Source organism: Streptomyces pratensis (assembly GCF_016804005.1).
In the GTDB taxonomy this organism is placed as follows: Bacteria; Actinomycetota; Actinomycetes; order Streptomycetales; family Streptomycetaceae; genus Streptomyces; species Streptomyces pratensis_A.
Genome location: NZ_CP051486.1, coordinates 5,005,799 through 5,030,185, shown reverse-complemented (window position 1 = coordinate 5,030,185; position 24,387 = coordinate 5,005,799). Strand labels below are relative to the sequence as shown.

23 protein-coding genes are annotated in these 24,387 nt (G+C 70.7%); 10 read left to right on the top strand and 13 right to left on the bottom strand.

Translation table 11 applies throughout. The features are described from left to right. Positions 1-141: 141 nt before the first annotated feature. Complete coding sequence (locus tag HED23_RS20370; protein ID WP_203184831.1) at positions 142-1,140, bottom strand: ABC transporter permease; 999 nt, start codon at positions 1,138-1,140, stop codon at positions 142-144. A gap of 110 nt (positions 1,141-1,250) precedes the next feature. On the opposite strand from HED23_RS20370, the gene HED23_RS20365 reads away from it, so the two are divergent. The 8 genes from HED23_RS20365 to HED23_RS20330 all read left to right on the top strand — a co-directional run bounded on the left by HED23_RS20365 (position 1,251) and on the right by HED23_RS20330 (position 8,306). Continuing rightward, complete coding sequence (locus HED23_RS20365) at positions 1,251-1,871, top strand: TetR/AcrR family transcriptional regulator (protein WP_203184830.1); 621 nt, start codon at positions 1,251-1,253, stop codon at positions 1,869-1,871. Between the two features lie 139 nt (positions 1,872-2,010). Further along, positions 2,011-2,313 (top strand): urease subunit gamma, encoded by a 303-nt coding sequence (locus tag HED23_RS20360; RefSeq protein ID WP_073750029.1) that lies wholly within the window; start codon positions 2,011-2,013, stop codon positions 2,311-2,313. 14 nt (positions 2,314-2,327) lie between these two features. Next, positions 2,328-2,639 (top strand): urease subunit beta, encoded by a 312-nt coding sequence (locus HED23_RS20355; protein ID WP_203184829.1) that lies wholly within the window; start codon positions 2,328-2,330, stop codon positions 2,637-2,639. After that, positions 2,632-4,353, top strand: a complete 1,722-nt coding sequence (locus tag HED23_RS20350; RefSeq protein ID WP_203184828.1) for an urease subunit alpha — start codon at positions 2,632-2,634, stop codon at positions 4,351-4,353. Before HED23_RS20355 ends, HED23_RS20350 begins: the two co-directional genes overlap by 8 nt. A 17-nt stretch (positions 4,354-4,370) precedes the next feature. Further along, positions 4,371-5,036, top strand: a complete 666-nt coding sequence (locus HED23_RS20345) for an urease accessory protein UreF (protein WP_203184827.1) — start codon at positions 4,371-4,373, stop codon at positions 5,034-5,036. 78 nt (positions 5,037-5,114) lie between these two features. Next, positions 5,115-5,792, top strand: coding sequence for an urease accessory protein UreG (ureG, locus tag HED23_RS20340; RefSeq protein ID WP_203184826.1), 678 nt, complete (start codon positions 5,115-5,117; stop codon positions 5,790-5,792). Beyond that, positions 5,789-6,574: an urease accessory protein UreD gene (locus tag HED23_RS20335; protein WP_203184825.1), complete on the top strand. Its 786-nt coding sequence runs from the start codon at positions 5,789-5,791 to the stop codon at positions 6,572-6,574. Before ureG ends, HED23_RS20335 begins: the two co-directional genes overlap by 4 nt. A 154-nt stretch (positions 6,575-6,728) precedes the next feature. Further along, positions 6,729-8,306, top strand: coding sequence for an alpha/beta hydrolase (locus HED23_RS20330; RefSeq protein ID WP_203184824.1), 1,578 nt, complete (start codon positions 6,729-6,731; stop codon positions 8,304-8,306). 129 nt (positions 8,307-8,435) lie between these two features. On the opposite strand, the gene HED23_RS20325 is transcribed toward HED23_RS20330, so the two are convergent. From HED23_RS20325 to HED23_RS20275, 11 genes are all read right to left on the bottom strand, one after another. Continuing rightward, positions 8,436-9,464: an NAD-dependent epimerase/dehydratase family protein gene (locus HED23_RS20325; protein ID WP_203187572.1), complete on the bottom strand. Its 1,029-nt coding sequence runs from the start codon at positions 9,462-9,464 to the stop codon at positions 8,436-8,438. An 85-nt stretch (positions 9,465-9,549) separates the two neighbouring features. Beyond that, complete coding sequence (locus HED23_RS20320; RefSeq protein WP_203184823.1) at positions 9,550-10,260, bottom strand: lysophospholipid acyltransferase family protein; 711 nt, start codon at positions 10,258-10,260, stop codon at positions 9,550-9,552. Positions 10,261-10,605: 345 nt separating this feature from the next. Beyond that, a complete protein-coding gene (locus tag HED23_RS20315; protein ID WP_203184822.1) occupies positions 10,606-15,285 on the bottom strand; it encodes a caspase, EACC1-associated type in 4,680 nt (1,559 codons plus the stop codon). Positions 15,286-15,317: 32 nt separating this feature from the next. After that, positions 15,318-15,806: an effector-associated constant component EACC1 gene (locus tag HED23_RS20310; RefSeq protein WP_203184821.1), complete on the bottom strand. Its 489-nt coding sequence runs from the start codon at positions 15,804-15,806 to the stop codon at positions 15,318-15,320. Between the two features lie 357 nt (positions 15,807-16,163). Further along, positions 16,164-16,550: an SRPBCC family protein gene (locus HED23_RS20305; protein ID WP_398087061.1), complete on the bottom strand. Its 387-nt coding sequence runs from the start codon at positions 16,548-16,550 to the stop codon at positions 16,164-16,166. Between the two features lie 16 nt (positions 16,551-16,566). Next, positions 16,567-16,821: an HU family DNA-binding protein gene (locus HED23_RS20300; protein WP_203184820.1), complete on the bottom strand. Its 255-nt coding sequence runs from the start codon at positions 16,819-16,821 to the stop codon at positions 16,567-16,569. Positions 16,822-17,049: 228 nt separating this feature from the next. Next, positions 17,050-17,208, bottom strand: a complete 159-nt coding sequence (locus HED23_RS20295) for a hypothetical protein (RefSeq protein WP_164493765.1) — start codon at positions 17,206-17,208, stop codon at positions 17,050-17,052. 67 nt (positions 17,209-17,275) lie between these two features. Continuing rightward, positions 17,276-18,226 (bottom strand): cytochrome c oxidase assembly protein, encoded by a 951-nt coding sequence (locus HED23_RS20290; RefSeq protein WP_203184819.1) that lies wholly within the window; start codon positions 18,224-18,226, stop codon positions 17,276-17,278. 111 nt (positions 18,227-18,337) lie between these two features. After that, on the bottom strand, positions 18,338-19,363 hold the full coding sequence (locus tag HED23_RS20285; protein WP_203184818.1) for a 6-phosphofructokinase: 1,026 nt from the start codon (positions 19,361-19,363) through the stop codon (positions 18,338-18,340). Between the two features lie 186 nt (positions 19,364-19,549). Next, a complete protein-coding gene (locus HED23_RS20280; protein ID WP_203184817.1) occupies positions 19,550-20,278 on the bottom strand; it encodes a type 1 glutamine amidotransferase in 729 nt (242 codons plus the stop codon). Between the two features lie 34 nt (positions 20,279-20,312). Beyond that, positions 20,313-21,551, bottom strand: a complete 1,239-nt coding sequence (locus HED23_RS20275; protein WP_203184816.1) for a MurT ligase domain-containing protein — start codon at positions 21,549-21,551, stop codon at positions 20,313-20,315. Between the two features lie 114 nt (positions 21,552-21,665). On the opposite strand from HED23_RS20275, the gene def reads away from it, so the two are divergent. Then, the gene (gene def, locus HED23_RS20270) at positions 21,666-22,220 is read left to right on the top strand and encodes a peptide deformylase (RefSeq protein ID WP_203184815.1); all 555 of its coding nucleotides are present in this window, start codon (positions 21,666-21,668) and stop codon (positions 22,218-22,220) included. Between the two features lie 28 nt (positions 22,221-22,248). Here the strand turns inward: def and HED23_RS20265 are convergent, their stop codons facing one another. Then, positions 22,249-22,899 carry a TetR family transcriptional regulator gene (locus HED23_RS20265; protein ID WP_203184814.1) on the bottom strand — a complete coding sequence of 217 codons (651 nt, stop codon included), beginning with the start codon at positions 22,897-22,899 and terminating at the stop codon, positions 22,249-22,251. Positions 22,900-23,071: 172 nt separating this feature from the next. Here HED23_RS20265 and HED23_RS20260 point away from each other — a divergent pair, with 172 nt between their 5' ends. Then, positions 23,072-24,337 carry an acyl-CoA dehydrogenase family protein gene (locus HED23_RS20260; protein WP_203184813.1) on the top strand — a complete coding sequence of 422 codons (1,266 nt, stop codon included), beginning with the start codon at positions 23,072-23,074 and terminating at the stop codon, positions 24,335-24,337. Positions 24,338-24,387 lie beyond the last annotated feature (50 nt).

Below are 24,387 nucleotides of genomic sequence, written 5' to 3'. Positions count from 1 at the left end.
GTGGTGGCCGAAGCGGTACCCTGCCCGCTTGGGGACCGGGATCGCTGCCCCGTCGCGGTTGCCGACCGGCACGGAATGGGGAGAAGCCGCACCCAGCCTGTCCTTGAGGGGTGCGGCTCGGCCGGGTGACGGGCCGCCGGATCAGCGCGTCGCTAGGGCCGGTTCGTGACGGTGGCCGGAGTGCTCGGCGGTACCGGCCTCCTCGGGCGGCCGACGGCCGCCGATCAGAACGGCGGCCAGGCCCAGCGCGGCCCACACCGCCAAGGTCAGCACCGCGCCACCCGCGGCGGCCCCGTCGAAGAACGCGACCGACCTCAGCAACGATCCGCCCGCCCCCGGCGGGAGCCACTGGCCGATCGCGCCGACCGGTTCGGGAAGCAGCTCGGGTGCGCTCGTGACGCCGGAGAAGGAATTGCCGAGCAGCACCATCAGCAGGGCCCCCGCGCCTATGCCCTTCGTGCCGAGCAGCGCCGCGAGTCCTCCGACGGCGGAGCCGATGGCCAGCACGGTGAGCCCGACGGCGCCTGCTTCCGTCCACCAGCCGCCCGTGAGCACTCCCAGCCAGCTGTGGGCGATCGCGGTGGCGGCGATGCCCACAAGCCCCGCCGCGCCGGCGAGTGTCAGGGCCGCCCTGGCGCCGCCGAGCTTCATCAGGGTCACCAGCGCCCCCGCGGCGACACCGGCGAGTGCCAACGGCAGGAAGCTCGCACCGAGCGCGGCGCCCCGTGGATCCGCCGTGGGTGCCGCGACGACGTCGGTGACCGGTACGGCGGTTCCCGCAGACGCCGCCCCCTTGGCCGCCTCGGTCAGCAACTGGGATACGACGGGGCTCGCCGCCGAGGCCGTGAGCAACTGCGGACCCTTCCCGGTGATCACGACGGCGCCGTATACGACCCGGTCCTCGATCGCGTCGCGGGCCGCCGCGGCGTCGTCGTATCGGTGGATCTCGAAGGCGCCCTTGCGCTGTTCGAACTGCTTCTGCAGCTGATCGGCGGCGGGCGCGGCACCCGCGATACCCACGGGCAGATCGCGTGGGGCGAGCCGCGCGGCCGGCCACGAGAACGCCCAGAGGCTGAGCGTCACGATCAGAGGGACGAGGAGGATGACCGCGATCGCACGGCGGTTGGGCGCAGCAGACATGACGACTGCCTCAATTCAAAGAGAAGGATCGTTCGTTTTACTGGGTGGGGTCACTGTCTCTCCCGTGCGGGAGCTTGTCAAGAAGGAACGTTCGTTTTACATTGGGCCCCATGGCACGCGTATCTCAGGAGCACCTCGACGCCCGCCGGCGGCAGATCCTCACCGGCGCAGCGCGCTGCTTCGCCCGCAACGGTTTCCACGGCACATCCATGCAGGACGTGCTCAAGGAGGTCGGGCTGTCCGCCGGTGCCGTCTACCGGTACTTCGCGGGCAAGGAGGACCTGATCGCGGCCATCGCCGACGAGGCGTTCCGCGGCATCCGGCGGGCCTTCGAGGAGGCGGCGGAGCTCACCCCTCCGCCCACCCCTGATGTGCTGCTGGGCAGGGTGCTGCGCGGGGTCTTCGACGGGCAGGTGTACGGCATGGAGCGCCGCACGTGCGCCGCGCTCATCGTTCAGGTGTGGGCGGAGACCATGCGTGACGACCGGCTCGCGAAGACGCTCGGCGACGGCTACACGGGCATGCGCGCGGCCTGGGCGAAGCTCGTGGAGGCCTACCGTGCGGCCGGGCTCATGCCTTCCGGTGTGCCGGCCGATGATGTCGCCCGCACCCTGATCGCGACTGCTCAGGGGTTCATCGCCCAGGAGGCACTGTTCGGAGGGGCCGAACCCGAGGTCCTGGAGAACGGGTTGCGAGGGCTGATGTCCATGGATCCGCAAAAGATCAGTTAACGCGCCGGAAAAACTTCCGCCCTAACGTGCAATACCTGGTCGCGGAATCCTCTTCATCGTTCAACAGAGTGTTGAAGGCGGGATAGGGTCCCGCTGCGCCCGGGGCAGGTACCGGGCGGAAGACGAAGAGGGTGGAAGCGTGCAACTGACTCCGCACGAACAGGAACGCCTGCTCATCCATGTGGCGGCCGATGTCGCAGAGAAGCGCAGGGCGCGCGGACTGCGGCTGAATCACCCCGAGGCGATCGCGCTGATCACCTCGCATCTTCTGGAAGGCGCCCGCGACGGCCGAACGGTGGCCGAACTGATGGCCTCCGGAAGGAAGGTCCTCACCCGCGACGACGTCATGGACGGCATCCCGGAGATGATCCACGACGTCCAGGTCGAGGCCACCTTCCCGGACGGCACCAAACTCGTCACCGTCCACGATCCGATCGTCTGACGGGGGAGCAGCCGATGATTCCCGGAGAGATCCTCCACGCGGAAGGTCCGGTGCCGCTCAATGAGGGGCGCCCTGTCACCCGTCTCACCGTCCTCAACGCCGCGGACCGGCCCGTCCAGGTCGGCTCGCACTACCACTTCGCCGAGGCCAACCCAGGCCTGGAGTTCGACCGCCGCGCCGCCCACGGGCTGCGGCTGAACATCGCCGCCGGAACCGCCGTGCGCTTCGAGCCCGGTATCCCCGTCGACGTCGAACTCGTCCCGCTCGCCGGCCTGCGCATCGTCCCCGGACTGCGCGGCGACACCGGAGGTCCCCTCGATGCCTGAGATCAGCCGCCCCCTGTACGCCGACCTGTTCGGGCCCACCACCGGCGACCGCATCAGGCTCGCCGACACGGATCTCGTCGTCGAGATCGAGGAGGACCGTTGCGGCGGCCCAGGACGAGCCGGTGACGAAGCGGTGTTCGGCGGCGGCAAGGTGATCCGTGAGTCGATGGGCCAGGCGCGGACCACCCGCGCCGAAGGAGCCCCCGACACCGTCATCACCGGCGCCGTCATCATCGACCACTGGGGCATCGTCAAGGCCGACATCGGTATCCGCGACGGCCGGATCACCGGGATCGGCAAGGCCGGGAACCCGGACACGATGGACGGCGTCCACCCCGACCTCGTCATCGGCCCCGAGACCGAGATCATCGCGGGTAACGGCAAGTTCATCACCGCCGGAGCCGTCGACGCACACGTCCACTTCATCTCGCCGACCCTCGTCGAGCAGGCACTCTCCTCCGGGATCACCACTCTCGTAGGCGGAGGAACGGGCCCGGCCGAAGGAACCAAAGCCACCACGATCACCCCTGGCCCCTGGCATCTCGCCCGGATGTTCGAGGCGCTCGAGGGTTACCCGGTCAACATCGGTCTGCTCGGCAAGGGCAACACGATGTCCCGCGAGGCCATGCACTCCCAACTCCGCGCCGGAGCACTGGGATTCAAGATCCATGAGGACTGGGGCGCGACCCCCGCCGTCATCGACGCCTGTCTGGGCGTGTGCGAGGAGACCGGCGCCCAGCTCGCCATCCACACGGACACGCTCAACGAGGCCGGATTCGTCGCCGACACGCTGGCCGCGATCGCCGGGCGCTCCATCCACGCGTACCACACCGAAGGCGCGGGCGGCGGGCACGCTCCCGACATCATCGGTGTGGTCTCGGAGCCGTACGTCCTGCCCAGCTCCACCAACCCGACCCGGCCGCACACCGTCAACACGATCGAGGAACACCTCGACATGCTGATGGTCTGTCATCACCTCAACCCCACGGTGCCGGAGGACCTCGCCTTCGCCGAGTCCCGTATCCGGCCTTCGACCATCGCGGCCGAGGACATCCTCCACGACCTCGGAGCGATCTCGATCATCTCCTCGGACTCCCAGGCCATGGGCCGCATCGGTGAGGTGATCCTGCGTACCTGGCAGACAGCTCATGTGATGAAGCGCCGACGCGGTGCCCTGCCTGGCGACGGCGCCGCCGACAACCGCCGCGCGCGTCGCTATGTCGCCAAATACACCATCAACCCGGCAGTGGCACAGGGCCTGGACAGGGAGATCGGCTCCGTCGAGACGGGAAAGCTCGCCGACCTCGTGCTGTGGGATCCGGCGTTCTTCGGGGTCAAGCCGCAGGTGGTACTCAAGGGCGGACAGATCGCCTACGCGCAGATGGGCGATGCCAACGCCTCGATCCCCACCCCGCAGCCGGTCATGCCGCGGCCCATGTTCGGCGCCGTGGGCCGGGCCCCCGCAGCGAACTCGTTCAACTTCGTCTCCGCGGCGGCCATCGAGGCCGGGCTGCCGGACCGTCTGGGACTCGGCAAGCGGTTCGTGCCGATCACCAGCACCCGGGGCGTCACCAAGGCGGACATGCGCGAGAACGACGCCCTGCCCCGGGTCCAGGTCGACCCCGACAGCTTCGCCGTCACCATCGACGGCGATCCGGTCGAACCCGCCCCGGCCGCTGAACTGCCCATGGCTCAGCGCTACTTCCTCTTCTGAGGGCAGGACAGCACTTCATGACGACGCGCGCAGCTCTGCTCGTCCTCGCAGACGGCCGGTTCCCCGCCGGTGGCCACGCCCACTCCGGAGGTGCCGAGCCGGCCGTCAAGGCGGGACACATCCGAAACGCCCAGGATCTGGCGGAGTTCTGCCTGGGACGCCTCCACACCACCGGTCTCACCGCAGCCGCCCTGGCCGCTGCGGCGGCCCACGGCCTCGACCCGCTCGCCCTCGACGAGGCCGCCGACGCGCGGACGCCCTCGCCCGCGCTCAGGGCCGTCGCACGCAAGCTCGGGCGCCAGATGATGAGGGCGGCGCGAGCCACCTGGCCCAGTCCCGAACTGGCTGCGCTCGCCGAAGCACGGCCGCGCGGCGCCCACCAGCCCGTCGTCCTCGGGCTCACGGCACGCGCCGCGGGCCTGGGGCCCGCCGACGCAGCACACTGCGTCGCCTACGAAGCGGTCAGCGGCCCGGCCACGGCGGTGGTCCGACTGCTGTCCCTCGACCCCTTCGAGGCCACCGCCGTCCTCGCCCGGCTCGCGCCAGCCCTCGACAGGGTCGCCGAACAGGCCGCCGACGCCGCTCGGCACGGCATCGACGCGCTCCCCGCCGCCTCCGCCCCTCTGCTCGACATCTCCGCCGAAGCCCACGCGGCCTGGCCGGTCCGCCTCTTCGCGTCCTGAACCCCGAAACGTCCTGAACCCCGAAACATCCTGAACCCCGTAACCCCGCCCCGTCCGTCATCACCAGGAGCCGCACCCATGCATCTCGACCACGCACACCACGGACCGGCAGCCGTCAGCGCCGACGCCGCCCGCCCCGACGGCACCCGACGCGCGCTCCGCATCGGCCTGGGCGGCCCGGTCGGCTCGGGCAAGACGGCCACCGTCGCCGCCCTCTGCCGCGCGCTGCGCGACCGCATCTCCATCGCAGTCGTCACCAACGACATCTACACCCGCGAGGACGCCGCCTTCCTGCTCCGTAACGCGGTCCTTCCACCCGAGCGCATCCAGGCCGTCGAGACCGGAGCCTGCCCGCACACCGCGATCCGCGACGACATCTCCGCCAACCTCGAAGCGGTCGAGGACCTGGAGGACTCCGTGGGGCCCCTCGATCTGATCCTCGTCGAATCAGGCGGCGACAACCTCACCGCCACCTTCTCCAAGGGACTCGTCGACGCCCAGGTCTTCGTGATCGACGTCGCGGGCGGCGACGACATCCCGCGTAAGGGCGGCCCGGGCGTCACCACCGCCGACCTGCTCGTCATCAACAAGACCGACCTCGCACCGTACGTCGGCTCCGACCTGGACCGGATGGCCCGCGACGCAGCGGAACAGCGCGGTGAACTCCCCGTGGTCTTCACCTCCCTGACCGGCCCCGACGGTGTCGCACCCGTCGCCGACTGGGTGCGGGCGCGGCTCGCGGACTGGGCCGCATGAGCGTCACGGCCACCGCCCGGATCACGGCGGCAGCCGACGCGCGGGGCTCCACGGTGCTCCCCGTGCTCCAGGGCGACGGCCCGCTCGCCCCGCGCCGCACCAGGTCCCCGGACACCTCCTACGCGCGTGTCACCGTGGTCGGCGCGATGAGCGCGCCCCTCGGCGGGGACCGGCTCGCCATCGAGGTCCGGGCCGAGGACGGCGCTCGGCTGACCGTGGACTCCGCCGCCGCCACCGTGGCGCTGCCGGGGGCCGGTCCGGACGGCGTCCCCGCCTCCTACGACGTACGGCTGAGCGTGGGAGAGGGGGCGGAGCTCCACTGGCTTCCCGAACAGCTCGTCTCCGCCCGCGGCAGCGAGCTCGACATGACAACCCGGGCCGAACTCGCCTCCACCGCACGCCTGGTCCTCCGGGAGGAACAGATCCTTGGTCGGCACGGTGAACTCACCGGCCGGCTCTCGACCCGCCTGACCGTGCGCAGAGCCGGCCGGCCGCTGCTCGACCAGCAACTGGCATACGGGCCTGGGGCGCCCGGAGGATGGGACGGCGCCGCAGTCCTGGGCGGCCACCGCGCCGTCGGGCAACTACTGCTCGTCGACCCGGCGTTCGACGGCCGCCTTCCCGCGCCGCGGCTGCTCGGACCCACCGCCGCACTCACCCCGCTGGCCGGACCCGCCGTCCTCGTGACCGCGCTCGCCGCCGACGCGCGGCTGCTGCGCGCGGTACTGGACGAAGCGCTGGAGGGCCTGCTGAAGGAGGCGAACGCACTGCGAGAAGGCTGAGTTCGCTCAGCGGGACTGCGGGCACCGGTTATTGGTTCGGTAAAGAAACATGCGTACGCCCTGTTCTCGGCAACCTCACAGACGAAAGGATCCTCCTGGACGTAAGAGGCAACGCGCCGCCACCGGCGGCGCGACACACAGGGGGAGGTTCCACTTGAGACGCACAGCGGTGCTCGGTTCGGCCGGCACTCTGATCGCGGGCACGCTCATAGCGGGGGCGATAGCCGCACCGGCAGCCGGTGCCGACAGCCGGCACCACGGCGACCAGGAAGCGCGCGGTGTCCGGATCGCCGCGGCCCGGGCCGCCGAGTCCGGCATCGACTGGACGGACTGCCCGGCCGACTGGGCGATCGCCGCACCCATCCAGTGCGGATGGGTGAGCGTTCCCCTCGACTACGCGAAGCCGAACGGCAAGCAGATCAAGCTCGCGGTCGACCGGCACGTGAGCACGGGGACGAAGGAAGAGCGCCAGGGCGCACTCGTCTACAACCCCGGCGGACCCGGCGGCTCGGGCATGGCGTTCCCGAGGCGCATCGTCACCAAGAACCCGTTGTGGACGAAGACCGCGAAGGCGTACGACTTCGTCGGCTTCGACCCGCGCGGCGTCGGCCACTCGGCGCCGATCTCCTGCATCGATCCGCAGGAGTTCGTGAAGGCCCCGAAGGCCGATCCGGTTCCGGACAGCGAGGCCGACAAGCGGGCACAGCGCAAGCTCGCGGCCGAGTACGCCGACGGCTGCGCCGAGCGCAGCGGTGACATGCTGCCGCACATGACCACACCGAACACCGCGCGCGACCTCGATGTCATCCGCGCCGCGCTCGGTGAGAAGAAGCTCAACTTCCTGGGTGTCTCCTACGGCACCTACCTGGGCGCGGTCTACGGCACGCTCTTCCCGTCGCACGTACGCCGCATGGTCGTCGACAGCGTGGTCAACCCGGCGAAGGACAACATCTGGTACGAGGCCAACCTCAACCAGGACATCGCCTTCCAGACGCGCTGGAACGACTGGAAGGCGTGGGTCGCCGAGAACGACGCGGCCTACCACATCGGCGACACGCCCGAGAAGGTCGAGCAGGCGTGGCTGACCCTGCGCGCCGCGGCGAAGAAGAACCCGATCGGCGGCGTCGTCGGACCCGCCGAGCTCATCGGCTTCTTCCAGGGCGCGCCGTACTACGACTCCGCCTGGGCACCCACCGCCCGGATCTGGAGCGACTATCTGGCCGGCGACACCCAGGCGCTGATCGACGCCGCGGCACCCGACCTGTCGGACACCGCGGGCAACATCAGCTCGGAGAACGGCAACGCCGTGTACACGGCGGTCGAGTGCGCGGACGCCAAGTGGCCCACCAGCTGGAAGAAGTGGGACCGCGACAACACCCGGCTGCACCAGCAGTACCCGTTCATGACCTGGGCCAACGCCTGGATGAACCTGCCGTGTGCGACCTGGTCGTCCGAGCAGCAGACTCCGCTGGACGTCCGTACCGGGAAGGGTCTGCCTCCTGTGCTCATCGTGCAGTCCACACGTGACGCCGCCACTCCGTACGAGGGCGCAGTCGAGCTGCACAAGCGCTTCAAGGGCTCCCGACTCATCACCGAGAAGGACGCCGGATCGCACGGTGTCACCGGCCTGGTCAATCCCTGCATCAACGAGCGGGTGGACACCTACCTGCTCACCGGGAAGACCGACAGGCGCGACGTGACGTGCACTCCGCACGCCACACCGAAGCCGTGATGACCACCTGACGTGAGCGGGCGGCCGATGTCTTCGGGCGGCCGCCCGCTCACCCCGGCCTTCGCGCGCTCACCCCGGCCTTCGCGCGCTCACCCCGGCCTTCGCGCGCTCACCCCGGCCTTCGCCCGCTCACACCTTCCGGTCCCGCCGCTCCAGCCAGACGTCCTCCGCCGCGTAGTCGAAGAGGCCCTCGCCGTAGTTGCGCACCATCTTCGGGAAGGCCTGCCTCCAGTCGCGTCCGTGGAGCTGTCCGGCAAGCCACTCGACGGTCTGCGGCAGAGACTCGGCATACCCCGTCACCGGGCGGTAGCCCAGCTCCCGCTCGGCGGCCGACATGTCGTAGACGACGGGGTGCGCACCGCTCCAAGGAGTGTCGCCGATACCGCCCTCGGGCGGGGCACCCGCCACCAGCACCGTCTCGGTCTCCCGGCCGAGGACTTCATCGACGGCCGCGCCGATCTCTGCGACGGTCGGAGCCTGTGGGTCCCCCGCGTTGAGTACCCGTGAGGCCGGCCGCAGAGCCGCGAGCCGTATGAGTTCGGCGACGTTGGACACATGGACCGGGTGGAAGCGGCTCCTCCCGTCATGGGCGAGGACCCGCCGTCCGCGCCCGTCCAGCAGACGCTTGACGAAGTAGAGCTCGCGCGGCGTGCGGCAGTGCTCCCCGTGTATCGCTCCTGCCCGCAGCAGGGTCACAGGCAGCGCGTCACCCGCCGCAAGCAGGCCCTGCTCCAGCGCCACCTTGCGCGTCCCGTACGTCGTGTCCCCCGGGGCCACCGTGGGCTGCGTCTCCGGGATCGGCACCGGATACTCCGGGAAGCCGTCCGGCTCGCCCTGCGTGTCGAAACTGCGGCCCCGTCCGTCCTCGTACACCGCGCCGCTGGAGATGACGACCGCGGACCCGACCCGGCTTGCCAGGCCGGTCAGCTGCGCGGCGTGACCGCGGCCGAAGGCGACCATGTCGACCAGGACGTCACAGCCGTCGCCGAGTGCGGTCGCCAGGGCGCCCTCCTCGTCACGGTCGAGCGCGATGGTGCGGACGCCGTCGCCCCAGGTGCCGTCCCGGCCGCCCCCTCCGGAGGCCGCGGTCACCTCCCAGCCGTCCCCGGCCAGAGCCCGCACCGCGGCCCGTCCGATCTGCCCCGTCGCACCCAGCACGAACGCTCGTCCTCTGCTCATACGGGAACGCTACGGCCGCCCCGGCAGCCCCGGCAGGAATATCGGCCGAGAGCAGATTTCCCGCTCAGCGTGGCCGACGTGGGAACTTCTTGGACTCCTCGGCCTGCGCCGCCTTGGCCTTGACCGCGTACTCGTCGACGTACTCCTGGCCGGAGAGACCGAGAATGGCGTACATGATCTCGTCCGTGACCGCGCGGATCGCCGCCTTCTGGTCCTCCAGGCCGGCGTAGCGGGAGAAGTCCAGCGGCTCCCCGAAACGGATCGTGACCCGCTTGACCTTAGGCATCTTCTGGCCGGGCGGCTGGATCTCGAACGTGCCGACCATCGCGCAGGGGATGACCGGGACCCCTGCCTTGATCGCCATCACCGCGACCCCCACCTTGCCCTTGTACAGCCGTCCGTCGTGCGAGCGGGTGCCCTCCGGATAGATGCCCAGGAGTTCGTCCTTGCCCAGCACTCCCAGGCCTTCGCGGATCGCCGCCTGTCCCGCTTCCTTACCGGAACGGTCCACGGGGATCTGTCCGATGCTGTGGAAGAACGCGGCGGTCAGCTTGCCCTTGATGCCGGGCCCGGTGAAGTACTCGGCCTTCGCGAGGAAGGTGATGCGGCGCTTGAGGATCGCGGGCATCAGGAAGTGGTCGGAGAAGGAGAGATGGTTCCCCGCGACGATGGCCGCGCCCTCTTCCGGAATGTGTTCGAGCCCTTCGATGCGGGGCCGGAACACCAGCCGGAGCAGCGGGCCCAGCACGACATACTTCAGGACGTAATAGAACACAGCATCTCTCCTAGCCTTCTGGACCGGGCTGGTGGCCGCGTTCTGCCAGGTCACACATGGTGTTGTCGCTCTTGGTCGATTCGACGGCACAGCCCGCCGCAGACCGGCCTCTTCGGACTGGTACCCGCTCCTCGTCGCCTCACCTGACGCGTCGACAGCCGTTTGGCCCGTGCGGGCACGTCGCCTCTCCCGGTGATCTCCCGGTGATCGATCGTAGCTCTGTTCCGGGCACATCCGGGAAATAGTGCGGAAGGGTCCTCCGCACTGTGCCGGAAGACCCTTCCGGTCGCTCCGCCTCCCGTCACCGCCGGGAGTCCGGTGCTGTGCGCGCCCGGGTCCCCGGGGTCAGTCGCAGGACGCGCGGTAGGCCAGGTGCGGGAACAGCTGCCGCCACCGGTCCTCGGGGACGTTCGAGGGATAGGACGTGCACAGGTCCTCGTAGAGACCGTCCGTGGCGAAGTCGAGCACATAGGTCGTCTCCGGTGTCATGCCGGAGGTGTCGGAGCCGGTGACGGCAAGCCACCGGGGGCCCTCCGCCGAGTCTCCCGGCGGCACCCGGACGCCGCTCGCCTTCTCCACGGTGAAGAGCTCGGGGGTCTTCCACCGGCCGTCCTTCCCGACCGAATGGACGCGGTAGGGCTCGCTCGTCACCACGTGGCGGCTGTCAGAGGTCATGCTGATCGATTCGACCTCGCTGTCGAACACCAGGTCGTGGCCTTGGCTCCGGGGGTCCGCCGGGTCCGAGACGTCCCAGAACTCGACGCTCCCGTCGGCCCGGGTCGTCGCCAACTGGCCCTTTCCCATGGGGAAGTAGCCCCCGGGAGCGGCCGGAAGCGCGGCCCCCTTGGCGGGATGCGTGGGCCGGGACAGATCGTAGAGCTGGATCTCGTCCCCCACCGCCTCGGTGACGAGCAGTCGGGACGATTCGTGGTACATCGCGCCGCTCATCGACGCCGCCTCCTCGATCTGACCGCCCTTACGGGGCCGGGCGGGGTCGGACACGTCCCAGAACCTGATGTGCCGGCCGTCCTCCACCGTCGCGAGCGAGCGTTCCCCGGCGAACCACAGGCTTCCCGTGCTCCCGAGCGAGCCGCTCGCCCTCACTCCGACAGTGCCCCGGAGCACGGGCTTCGCCGCGTCCCGGATGTCCCAGAGAGCGGTGTCCGGTTCCTCGTGCGAGCCCACCGCGAGGAGCATGCCGTCAGGACTCACTGCGATGCTCGGGATGTCGGCGGTGAAGGGGATGCCGGAACTCTTCTTCACGCTGCCGTCGGCCCGCAACTGCCAGACCTGGAGGGTGTGGTCAAGCCCTCCGGCCCAGTGGTGGGCCAGGAACACCGGCGTCTCACGCCGGTTCAGGAAGAACTTCGCCTCCCATCCGGCGGGCAGGGCGTACCGGACCTTCGGCTTCTTCAGGTCGCTGACATCCCACACCTTGGTGGTGCGGGTGAAGTCCGACCCCGTCTCCATGGTGATGACCAGGTCACCATCGGCGCTGAACGGACTGGTGCCCGTCTGGGGCGCGACGTGGATGCCGCCCGCGATCCCCGGCGCCAGGGGCCGGTCGGGCCACACCCGTATCTCTCCGCCCACCTCGCCTGCCGCCAGGTACCTGCTGTCCGGGCTGAAGGCGACCGACTGGGACGGTTCGCCCGTCGGCAGCTCGACCCCGGACATGCCGTCCACCAGATCCGACACCTTTCCGGTCGCGTCGGCCCGGCGGACGCCGTTGTCACGGTCCGCGCCAGCCAGGAACCTGCCGTCCTCGCTGAAGGCCAGCGACGGCACGCCCAGGTGGTCGATGGCGAAGGTGCCCCCGTACTCCTTCGGTTCCACGCGTCGCAGGTCCCGACCGTTCACCACCTCCCAGAAGGCGATCTTGCTCGCTGCACCGGTCGCGACCACCAGGTCCCGGCGGGGGTCGGTGGCCACCGCCATCACCGTCTCGGCCCGTTCCGTGTCCCGCAGCACGGGCCGGTCCGGGTCGCCGACGTCCCACAGCCGTACCTGCGCGGGCTGTCCGCTGTCCGCGTCCTCGCTGCTGCCGTTGCCAGTGATCAGACGGCCCCCGTCGCGGGTGAAGGCCAGAGAGATCAGAGGCGACTCGGCGACCGTCCGCTGGGCACGCAGCGTCGGACGGGCGGGATCGCCCACGTTCCACAGCCGTAGCAGTCCGTCGTGGCTGCCCGCCGCGAGGGTGCGGCCGTCCTTGCTGAAGGCCAGCGTGTACGTCACCAGGTGGGCGAGTGGCACCGAGGAGAGCCGCTTCGGCTTCTGCGGGTCGGCGGTGTCCCACAACGTCAGTTCGTCCGCCGACTGTGCGGCGAGGATCCGCGAGCGCGGATGGTAGGCGATGACCGGACTGCTCTTCAGGGCGAAGCGGCCCGCTTCCACGGGGTCGGTCGGCGAGGACATGTCCCACAACTGGACGCGGCCGCCGCCCTTGGACTTGTTGCTCCGGTGACTGGCGGCCAGGACCTCGCCGTCCGGGCTGTAGGCAAGGTTGAGAACCGGCTCGCGATGTGGCGTCGCCGGCGCGAGACGGGCGGGGGTGACGGTCATCGACGCCGCGTACAGGCTGGAGCGGGTCTCCGGCGTCTCCGCCGTGCGGTACGCGGCCAGGCTGAGCGGGAGCGCGATCTGCGGGTCGCGTTCGCGCAGGGCGTCGGCCCGGGCGGCCAGCTCCCTGGCGATCAGGCTCTTCTCCCGGCTCGCCGCCTGTCCGTTCTCGTGGAACGCCCACCCGAAGAGGGAAGCCGCCACCAGGGTCAGGGCCGAAAGGGAGGCGATCCACGCCCGCGTGACGAGGCGCCGCCGGCGCTGCGCGTGGTCGCTCGCGGTGACGAATTCCCCCACCACCTGCGGGACGGGCACACGGGCGACTGCCGGTGCGGCTGCGACGGTCGGGCCGTCCGCGGCCTCCCGGGCCCCCTCCCCGGACGGGTGGCCGTCCGCCGCCGGCGGAGTCTCCCGAGGCGGCCGGACGTTCTCCGTGGTGAGCTTCTTCGCCTCCTCCAGCGCATCGCCCTGGTAGAGGCCGCTCGGCTTCCGTCCGCCCTCCGCCCAGCCCTCCGCCGCCGCGCTCAGCCGGCGGAGTCTCAGCAGGTCGTCCCGCACCTCGTCGATCCAGCCGCTGAGCCTGGCCCACGCGTGCAGCAGCGAATCGTGGCCGAGCTGCGCGCCGCCCTCCTCGTCGACGACGACGAGGCGGGCGTCCGCCAGCCGGCGCAGCAGGCCCTCGTTCCCGGACAGCTCCGCAGGCGACACCCTGCGACGGAACAGCCGCCCCTCGCCGTCCGCGACGTGGACCATGGCCAGCAAGAGGCTCCGCAGAGCCGCGCGACCGCCGGCGTCGAGTGAGTCATGGATCCTGTCGGCGGCCGTGGCCACCGCGCCCCGTATGCCGCCGGCGGCCGCGTATCCGGCGTAGGTCAGGGTCGTGCCCCGGCGCCGCAGCCAGATCTCGGGGAGGGCGTAGGCCAGGAAGGGCAGCGCCGCGGCGTCACCAGTGGCGCCCCGTTCCTCGTTCACGTCGCGCCGCAGGAGCTGCGGCACACCCTCCTCCCACCGCAGGCCCGCGTACTCCGCCGGGCGCACGATCGCGGCCTCGACCTCCTCGTCGGCCAGCGCGGGCACAGCGAAGTGGCCCGGCCGTACGACGGGCGCCAGCCGCGGGTCGCTCAGGGCGTCGCCGTAGTAGTCGGCGCGCAGGGCGAGGACGAGGCGCGGGCCGGGAACCGCGTCCCCGGCCCCCTCCTCGTGCGCACCTGCTGTGAGAGCGGCGGCGAACCGCTCACGTTCGGCCTCGTCCGAGCACAGCGTGAAGTACTCCTCGAGCTGGTCGATGACGAGGAGGCGCGGGCCCTGCCCCGCCCCGGCCGCCGGCCGGCTGAAGCGACCCTGCTCCAGATCCCGTACGACGTCGGAGGGGGCCCTGCCCACCGCAGCCGCCCACGCCTCGGCGAGCGTCCGGAAGGGGCGTTCACCCGGCGCGGACACCAGGCGGACGGGACCGAGACCCGCCTCCTCCGCGACCACGCCGAGGCCCGCCCGCAGCAGCGAGGACTTGCCGACCCCCGAGGGCCCCACCAGGACCACCGGCTCACCGGGCCGCGCCCGCTCGACGCGCCGCAGCAGCTCCTGGGTCAGCTCCTCCCGGCCGAAGAAGAGGCGATGCTGCTCGGGGAGGAAGGGGAGGATGCCGGGGTAGGGGCAGGAGGCATCCTCGTCCTGGGTGCCGGCAGCCCGCTGTCCGGTGTCCGGCCCCGGCAGAGGCTCGTACCGCTGGTTGACGGCAAGGGTCAGCTCGCTCATGCGCGCGGTGCCACCGCCGTACGGGCGGGCGGCGCTTCCCTGGAGCCGCTGGTCGAGCAGCCGGTAGATGCCACCGAGCGTCAGCCACTTCGGCCCGCCCGCATCACCCTCCCGCAGAAGGCTGAGCACCTGACCGCTGAACAGGGTGTGCTCCGCGTCCGGCGGGGCGTACGCCAACGTGTTGCGCATCGCTGACGCGAGCAGGTAACTGCCGGTGGGCCGGGCACCGGCGAACGGATCCGCGGCGGCCGGCCGGCCGGGCTCCTGCGCGTTCCCCGCGAAACAGCAGTCGAGGATCACGACGGGGTCGGCTGCGGCGTCGCTCAGGTAGCGCTCGATCTCCGTGTAGGGCACGGAGTGCGCCACGTCGGCCTGGGACTTCGTCGTCGCTGTCGCCAGGTAGAGCTGCTGACCGGGTCCGCGCAGCCCGTGCCCGACGAAGTAGAGGAGGACGGTTCCGCGCTCGTACCGCTCCTCGGTGGGCTCGGCCCGGCCGATGGCCGTAGCCAGGGCCTCCAGGACATCGCTCGGCGACGTCGGATCGGTGAGCAGCGTGACCCGGTCGCCCATGCCGCACACCGTGCTGAGGGTCTCGGCCACATCCCGCGCCGAACGGATGGCGGACGGCAGAGCGGGCAGCCGCTGCCCCGGATGGGTCGCCGTCCCGACCACGAGCGCGTGGCAGCCGCTCGCCACCAGATCCGCTCCCACCGACAGATCCGGTATGTCCCCCCGGGCCACGGTCAGCCCGCTTCAGGCGAAGAGCCGGTGCGCCCGGCGTCCCGCGCGGCGCCTCGTGCCTCCTGGCTTCCCGGCGTCTCCGGAAGCCGTCGCGTTCCGGGCGCCGCCTGTGTCTGCTGTTCCTGCTGGAGCGCTGCGGCGACCCGCTCGGCCAGCTCACTCGTGCCTTCGGCGGTCAGCCCCCGCACCTTCTCCGAGGAGACCACGACCTGGGTACCGTCCGGCAGTGTGAGGGTGACCGTCTGATTGCCCCGCCGGCCCTGCAGCCACACCACCACGGCCGCCCCCAGGGCCGCCGTCGGACCGCCGGGAGCCAGCAGCAGCGAGATCAGCTCTCCCAGCGCCCCCATGGCTCCGCCCGGCGGCGTGCCGGGCACTTCCCGGCGGACGAACGCGCGCAGATCAGGGTCCTGGCGAAGCCACTGGTAGAGATCGTCCGAGGCCCCGGCCCCGTCTCTGTCCCCGGCGTCGACGGCCAGTGTCACTCGCATCTTTGCTGCCCTTCACGTGCAAGGCGGTACAGGAGTCCTCAACTGTCTGCAAAAAAAGGAAAGTTGGCAATGTGAAAACGCGCCTCGATGGCTGTGGCCCGAACCGGAGAGACGGAGGCGACCGCACCTGAACAGGAGCGACCGGTGGGGAGGCCTTCCGGGACCGAGCAGGCTGTACGTCCGAGTCTCACGCACGTGAGCGGCCCCGGACGGGGAAGTCCGAGGCCGCTCCCAGGCCCGTTCCGTGTGCGGGTGTGCGGGTGTGCGGCCGTGCGGGCTTCGGCGGCGGCCGACGTGCGCCCCGTCCCGCCGTGCGCCCTCGCCATGCGAACTCCTGGTGGAGCCGCCGGCGCCGCCTCATTCCCGGAGCAGCCGACCCAGCGCCCACCGAGCCGGGCCGGCATAGGCGGCGAGAGCGACGGCGGGACCCTCGATCCGGAGGGTCGTGGCCGATCCGCCCGGCCTGGTCATCACCGCGTGATGCAGCCGCAGGCGCACCGGCCCGAGCCGGACCCTCCACACCCACTGCCGGCGTTCCTCGTCCACCGACTCGACGGCGAAGGCCGCGGTGATGCCGAACAGCGAGACGATCTCGCCCCGGGTTCCCTGCGTGATCCGGTCCTCCGCCACGTGCACCGCCCTGATCTGCGGCGACCAGGAGGGCCAGCGGGCCGGGGTGACGTAGCGCAGCCAGACGTCATCGGCCGACGCCGAGCCCTCCGCCCGAAGAGTCAGGACCGCCACGGGTCCGCCGCCCGGGTCACCCGGCCTGGTCGTGGACGAATTCGTTGAGGGCCTTGCCCGGCCGCAGGGCGGCCTCGCCGCCCACCTGGTGGAAGCTGCCGAAGCCCACCAGGGTGACGGTCCTGCCCGCTTTGAGCGCCTCGGCGATGGCACCGGCCTCCCCGACCGTGCCGAACGCGGCGTCGACGACCCGGCCGATCTGGTCGGCCGACAGCTCGCCGCCGCCCGCCGTCTTGCGTCCGATCGCCTCGATCAAACCGGACCTGTCCATGGATGCACCCTTTTCCCGCCGACGAAAACGCGTCGCACCCATGACCCGCCATACGCGGCGGCCGGTGCTTCGCCACACAGTGTCACCAGGGTCGCACCGTCCGAGCACCCGCGCACGACGCCGTACGCCGACTGCGCGCCTCGCCCACCGGCGGGGGAGGCGGGCAGGACCACCGCCGGTCGCCCACCGGCGGGAGAGACGGGGCGGCGCCACCGCCGGCCGCTCACGTCAGGTGTCGCGCGTGGCGACCATTCCCAGCGTGGCGAGTCCGAGGACCACCCAGCCGAACCAGAGCCAGCCGTTGCTCCCCAGCGCCACCGTGTACGCCGTCACCGCCACCAGCGCGCCTACGGTGAGCACTCCCATGGTCTTCGTGGATCCAGGCATGAGCACACGCTCCTCACACGGCCGCACGGCCGTTGGTGCCATGGTCGCCCCTCGGACGCGTTCGCCGCTACTGTCCGCGTGCCTGCAATGAGGCGAGATAGGCGTTGTACGCCTTCAGCTCCTGGTCGCCGTCCCGGTCGGCCGCACGGTCCGAGCGCTTGGCCGTCCGCTGTTCGGAGCGGTACCACTGGAAGACCAGTGCGATCAGCACCAGCACGGACGGGATCTCGCTGAAGGCCCAGGCGATGCCGCCGGCCACGGACTGGTCGCTGAGCGCGTCGACACCGAGCGAGGCCGGGGGATTCTCGTACGCCTTCACCATCGGCTGGCTCGCCATCATCAGCGCGATGCCGAAGAAAGCGTGGAAGGGCATGCCCGCGAACAGCTCCAGCATCCGCATCACGTAACCGGGCCTGTGCGGACCGGGGTCGACGCCCATGATCGGCCAGAAGAACACCAGGCCGACCGCGAGGAAGTGCACCATCATGGCGATGTGACCCGGCTTCGACCCCATCAGGAAGTCGAACAGCGGCGTGAAGTAGAGCCCGTACAGGCTCGCGATGAAGAGCGGGATCGTGAAGACCGGATGCGTGATGATCTTCATGTAACGGCTGTGGAGCAGCTTGAGCAGGAGCTCACGCGGGCCCGTACGGTCACGTCCCGCCACCGGCAGCGCCCGCAGCGCCAGCGTCACCGGTGCGCCCAGCAGCAGCAGGATCGGCGACACCATGCTGATGACCATGTGCTGCACCATGTGCACGCTGAACATGACCATGCCGTAGTCGTTGAGTGCCGTACACATCACCAGGGCGATGGACAGTACGCCGACGACGAAGAACGCGATCCGGTTCACCGGCCAGCCGTCGCCCCGGTTGCGCAGCCGCACGACGCCGTAGCCGTACAGGGCGAGTGCGGCGAGGCAACCGACCAGGAAGAAGGGGTCCGCGGAGAACTCGAGCCCGCGTCCCAGCGTGAACGGCGGCAGATCCATGTTCATGCCGTGCCCGCTGTGATCCATCTGTTCACTCCCGCTGGGGACGTCCCCGTTTCGTGCCGGTTGTCCGGTCCAGACTAGAACCGCCCCCGGCCGCGGGTGCGGCCGGGGGCGGTTCAGGGGGCGTCGCGACGGTCAGAGCACGACCTGCGCCTCGGCGTAGCGCTCCGCCGGGACCGTCTTCAGGGTCTCCACGGCCGCCGCCAGCGGCACCATCGTGATGTCCGTGCCACGCAGCGCCGTCATCATGCCGAACTCACCGCGGTGAGCCGCCTCCACAGCGTGCCAGCCGAAGCGGGTGGCCAGGACGCGGTCGTACGCGGTCGGGGTGCCACCGCGCTGCACGTGGCCGAGAATCACCGGGCGGGCCTCCTTGCCGAGGCGCTGCTCCAGCTCACCGGAGAGCTGCGTCGCCACTCCGGCGAAGCGCTCATGGCCGTAGATGTCCTTCGTGCCCTGGTTGAACTCCATCGAGCCCTCGCGGGGCTTGGCGCCCTCCGCCACGACGACGATCGCGAACTTCTTGCCGTCCGAGAAGCGCCGGCCGACCAGCGAGGTCAGCTCGTCGATGTCGAAGGGCCGCTCGGGTACGACGATGGCGTGCGCGCCGGCCGCCATGCCCGAGTGCAGCGCGATCCAGCCGGTGTGCCGTCCCATGACCTCGACGATCAGCACCCGCTGGTGCGATTCGGCCGTCGTCTTCAGCCGGTCCAGTGCCTCGGTCGCGACTCCGACGGCGGTGTCGAAGCCGAAGGTCACGTCGGTGGAGGCGATGTCGTTGTCGATGGTCTTGGGCACACCGACGATGGGGAGGCCCGCCTCGGAGAGCAGGTTGGCGGCCTTCAGCGTGCCTTCGCCGCCGATCGGGATGATCGCGTCCAGCCCGAGGTCGGCGACATGGCCCTTCGCGCGCTCCACACCGTCACGCAGATGCGCGGGCTGTACGCGGGAGGAACCGAGGATCGTGCCGCCACGGGCGAGGATGCCGCCGACCGCGTCGAGGTCGAGCTTGCGGTAGTCGCACTCGAGGAGTCCCCTCCAGCCGTCGTGGAAGCCGATGACCTCGTCGCCGTGGTCGACCACCGCGCGGTGCACGACGGAACGGATGACGGCATTGAGGCCGGGGCAGTCGCCGCCGGAGGTGAGCACACCAATTCGCATTGCCCGGGAAACCTTTGCAACGTGGGCCGACGCCGGACCACGTCGTCCGGTTGGATCCCCGCCACCCTACCGGCGCGAGGTGGCCGGACCGAACCCACTGTCCGACTGCTGGACGTCCACCGGATGTACACCGGCCACACACGTGCGGACCGGCCCGTCGAACGGACCGGTCCGTACCGGGTGATTTCAGGCGGGCTGGGTCGCCGCCGCGATGCGCTCGGCGCGCAGCGCCTCGTACCACCGGTCGTCGCTCGGCGGCAGCGCGTTCACGTCCAGGGCCAGCTTCAGGAGGTGGTCCGCGATCAGCGGGTTGCGTGCCAGGACCGGCCCGTGCATGTAGGTGCCGAAGACGGTGTCGTTGTACGCGCCCTCGGTGCCGTCACCCGTACCGTTGCCCCGGCCGAGCCTGACCCGCGCGAACGGGCGTGCCGCCGGGCCGAGGTGGGTGATGCCCTGGTGGTTCTCGAAGCCGGTCAGCGGCGGCAGGCCGAGGTTCGGATCGATGTCCCCGAGCACGTCGCCGACGCACCGGGCACCCTCACCCCGCGTCGAGACGACATCGAGCAGCCCGAGGCCGGGCTCGCGCTCGCCGAGGTCGTTGATGAACTCGTGTCCGAGGATCTGGTAGCCCGCGCAGACCGAGAAGATGATCGCGCCGTTCGACGCGGCCCTGCTCAGTCCGCCGTCACGGCGCAGCCGCTCCGCGGCGAGCCGCTGCGGACGGTCCTCACCGCCGCCGATCAGATAGATGTCGCCCGACGTCGGGATGGGCTGGTCGCTGCGCACGTCCACGCGCGACACGTCGAGACCGCGCTGGCGTGCCCGGCGCTCCACCACCAGGGCGTTGCCCTGGTCGCCGTAGGTGCTGAGGAGGTCGGGATAGACCCACACCAGCCGCAGGCTGTTGTTGCTCATGCTTCGTCCTCTCCGGGGGGTGCCCGCGCGGGGGTCAGTTGCCGACACGACGGCGCAGATCCTGGAAGGCGGTGTAGTTGGCGATGACCTCGATGCGACCGGGCGGAGCCATCTGGACGGCCTCGTCCAGGGTCTCGCAGACACGGAAGTCGAGACCGGCCACCTCGAGCCGGACCGCGAGGTCCAGCTTGCGGTCGCCGAGCACGAAGATCGGGTGACCGTAGAGCTGGGTGTAGTCGACGTCCCACAGCCAGGAGGTGTCCGTGCCGTCGGCGCCGCGTGCGTTCACCGAGAGGATCACCGGAGTGGGCGGCGGGTCGATCAGGGAAAACGTCTCGAGCCAGCCCGCCGGGTTCTTCGCCAGCAGGAGCCGCAGCTCACGGCCGAGGAAGCTGACGACGTCGTAGCGGCCCGCCACGGCCTGCACCTGGTACATGCGCTCCAGGGCGACCTGGGGCGGCACGCCGAAGACCGCGGCCACGGCGGCCGAGCTCGTGGCGTTGGCCTTGTTGGCCCGGCCCGGCAGCTGGAGGTGGATCGGCCACGCGGAACCGTGCGGGTCCAGGACGTAGTCGCCGTTCAGTGCCCAGCTGGGTGCGGGGCGGCGGAAACCGCACTCGCCGCAGAACCAGTCGTCACCCGGGCGCTGCATCACACCGCCGCAGGACGGGCAGGACCAGGCGTCGTCCTTCCACGCCTGCCCCGCCGCCACCCACACCACATTGGGGGAGGAGGAGGCGGCCCAGACGATCAGCGGGTCGTCGGCGTTGGCCACGATCACGGCCTTGGAGCCGGAAAGGCCCTCGCGCCACTGCTCCGCCATCATCCGGGTCTCCGCGGCACGGTCCAGCTGGTCGCGGGAGAGGTTGAGCAGCGCGATCACCTTCGGTGTCGTGTCGCGTGCCACGCCGGCGAGGTACTTCTCGTCCACCTCGATCACGCCGTACCGCGCGTCCGAGCCCCCTGCCAGCGCGGAGGTGATCCCCGCGGGCATGTTGGCTCCGAGCGCGTTCGACACGACGGGCCCCGCGGCCCTGAGTGCCTCGGCGATCAGTCGGGTCGTCGTCGTCTTGCCGTTCGTCGCGGACACGAGGATCACGTCCAGGTGCTGCGCCAGCCGCCCGAGCAGGTCGGGGTCGAGCTTGAGCGCCACCCGGCCGCCGATCACCGATCCGCTGCCGCGCCCCGCAGCGCGCGACACCGCCGCCGCGGCCTTGCCCGCCGTCACGGCGAGCTTGGCCCGCGGCGACAACGGCTCCGTGTTGCCTGCCATCGTCCTAGATCCTCCTTGCGTAAGTCCGCGCCCAGCCTATCGATGTCCGGCGGGGCGACCGCACCTCGGCACCACGGGGAACGTGGAGGTCACGTGGAACGTACGCTTCTCCCCATGCGAAACCGCCCGATCCCCGGCAGTTCCGGACGCGTTCGTGCCGTCAGTTGCTTCGGCGCCCCGGTACTCCACAGTCCGTGTGACGACGTCACCGACTTCGGTCCGTCGCTCGCCCGGCTGGTGGAGGACATGTTCACCACCATGTACGCCGCGAACGGTGTCGGGCTCGCCGCGAACCAGATCGGTGTCCCGCTCAAGGTGTTCGTATACGACTGCCCGGATGACGACGACGTCCGGCACCTGGGCCATCTCGTCAATCCCGTGCTCGTCGAGGCGGACGGGATCACCGTACGCGGACCGGAGGGCTGCCTGTCACTTCCCGGCCTCGAAGCCGGCACCCCGCGTTTCGACCATGCGGTGGTCGAGGGACGTGACATGGCGGGGGAGCCGGTGCGGGTCACCGGCACCGGGTGGTTCGCCCGTTGTCTGCAGCACGAGTGCGACCACCTCGACGGCCGTGTCTACACGGACCGGCTGACGGGGCTGCGCCGGGCCAGGGCGCTGCGCGCGGCCCGGCGGGCACCGTGGGCGCGTACGGCCGCCGAGGACTGACCCCGGCGTCCTGGCCCCGGACAGGCTTTCAGAACCCCTGGCCGCCGGGCAGGTCGCCGGCCTCGGCCAGCCTGCCCCACAGCAGGTCGGCGAGACTGCGTACCAACTGTTCGCGTGAGCAGGGTCTGTCGCCGAGCCACCAGTCCCCGGCCGCGTGCATCATCCCGACGATCCCGTGCCCCCAGATGCGGGCGATCTGCTCGCTTTCCGGTCCGAGATCGACCCGCTCCACGATCACCTTTCCCAGTTCCTCGCCGAGGCGGCGCAGGAGTGGTGCGGAGTGCCGGCCGACGTCGAAGCCCTGTTCGGGTGCAGGGGCCGCGTCGTCCGAGGGGTGCATCAGGAAGCGGTAGACCTGCGGGCGCGCCTCGATCGCCGCGAGGTAGGTGTCCAGGGTCGCCTCGACCCGCTCGCGCCGCTCGGAGGGTGCGTCGAGGGCGGCCCGCAGGGCGCTGAGCAGGGCGTCCGTGTGGCGCTTGGCGAGCGCACGGTAGAGGCCGCCCTTGTCGCCGAAGTGCCGGTAGAGGATGGGCTTGGTGATCCCGGCCTCAGAGGCGATCGCGTTCATCGACGCCTGAGGGCCGTCCCTGAGCACCACCCGGTCCGCGGCTTCGAGCAGCTCCCGACGGCGGCGCTCGGCCGCTGTCCGCTGCCGTTCGGCCCCTCGTGTGGTCTCCATGTCGTTTCTCCCGCCCCACCCGGCTGTCCTGCGATCTCGTCACGCCCGGGCAACGTAACACCCTGCTCCGCCACGTGCGGATCGGTGACTGAGAGGTTGACAGAAGCTACTTGCTGGTAACAGACTGTTGTTACCGCTAGTAACGGGTTTTCCGGAAGTGCATGGAGGGAACATGGCCGAGTTCACGCTCGAGCTCAACGACGACCAGAAGCAGGTCCGTGACTGGCTGCACGGATTCGCCGCCGAGGTGATCCGGCCGGCCGCTTCGGAGTGGGACGAGCGTGAGGAAACGCCCTGGCCCGTCATCCAGGAGGCGGCCAAGGTAGGCATCTACTCCCTCGACTTCTATGCCCAGCAGTTCTTCGACCCCACGGGCCTGGGCATCCCCATGGCCATGGAGGAACTCTTCTGGGGCGACGCGGGAATCGCGCTGTCGATCGTCGGCACGGGCCTGGCCGCCGTCGGCGTCCTCGCCAACGGCACCGAGGAGCAGATCGGTACGTGGATCCCCCAGATGTACGGGGACGCGGACGATGTGAAGGTCGCCGCCTTCTGCTCCTCCGAGCCGGACGCCGGCTCGGACGTGGCCTCGATGCGCACCCGCGCGGTGTACGACGGGGCCAAGGACGAGTGGGTGCTCAACGGAACCAAGACCTGGGCGACCAACGGCGGTATCGCCAACGTCCACGTCGTCGTCGCCGTCGTCGACCCGGAGCTCGGCTCCAAGGGCCACGCCTCCTTCATCGTCCCGCCGGCCACCCCCGGTCTCTCGCAGGGGCAGAAGTTCAAGAAGCACGGCATCCGCGCCTCGCACACGGCCGAGGTCGTCCTCGAGGACGTGCGCGTCCCCGGCCACTGTCTGCTCGGCGGCAAGGAGAAGCTCGACGAGCGCCTCGCCCGGGCCCGCGAGCGCGCCAGGTCCGGCGGTGAGCGAAGCGAGACGGGGGCACCCCCGGCCGGAGGCTGGGGGAGGGTCAAGAACGCGGCGATGGCGACCTTCGAGGCCTCCCGCCCGGCCGTCGGCGCCATGGCGGTCGGCACCGCCCGCGCGGCCTACGAGGTGGCCCTCGACTACGCGAAGACGCGGACCCAGTTCGGCCGGCCGATCATCGACAACCAGGGGATCGCCTTCCAGCTGGCGGACATGCGGACCCAGATCGACGCCGCGCGGCTCCTCGTCTGGCGCGCCTCCTGGATGGCGAGCGCAGGCAAGCCGTTCACGGCGGCCGAGGGCTCGATGTCGAAGCTCTACGCGAGCGAGACCGCGAAGTCGGTCACGGCCCAGGCCGTGCAGATCCTCGGCGGCAACGGTTTCACACGTGAGTACCCGGTCGAGCGCATGCACAGGGACGCCGCGATCTACACCATCTTCGAGGGCACCAGCGAGATCCAGCGCCTGGTGATTGCCCGCACCCTGTCGGGAATGCCGATCCGCTAGGGGATGCCTTCCGTCGGGAGCGCGCCCGGGCGCGAGAACGCCGGTCGCAC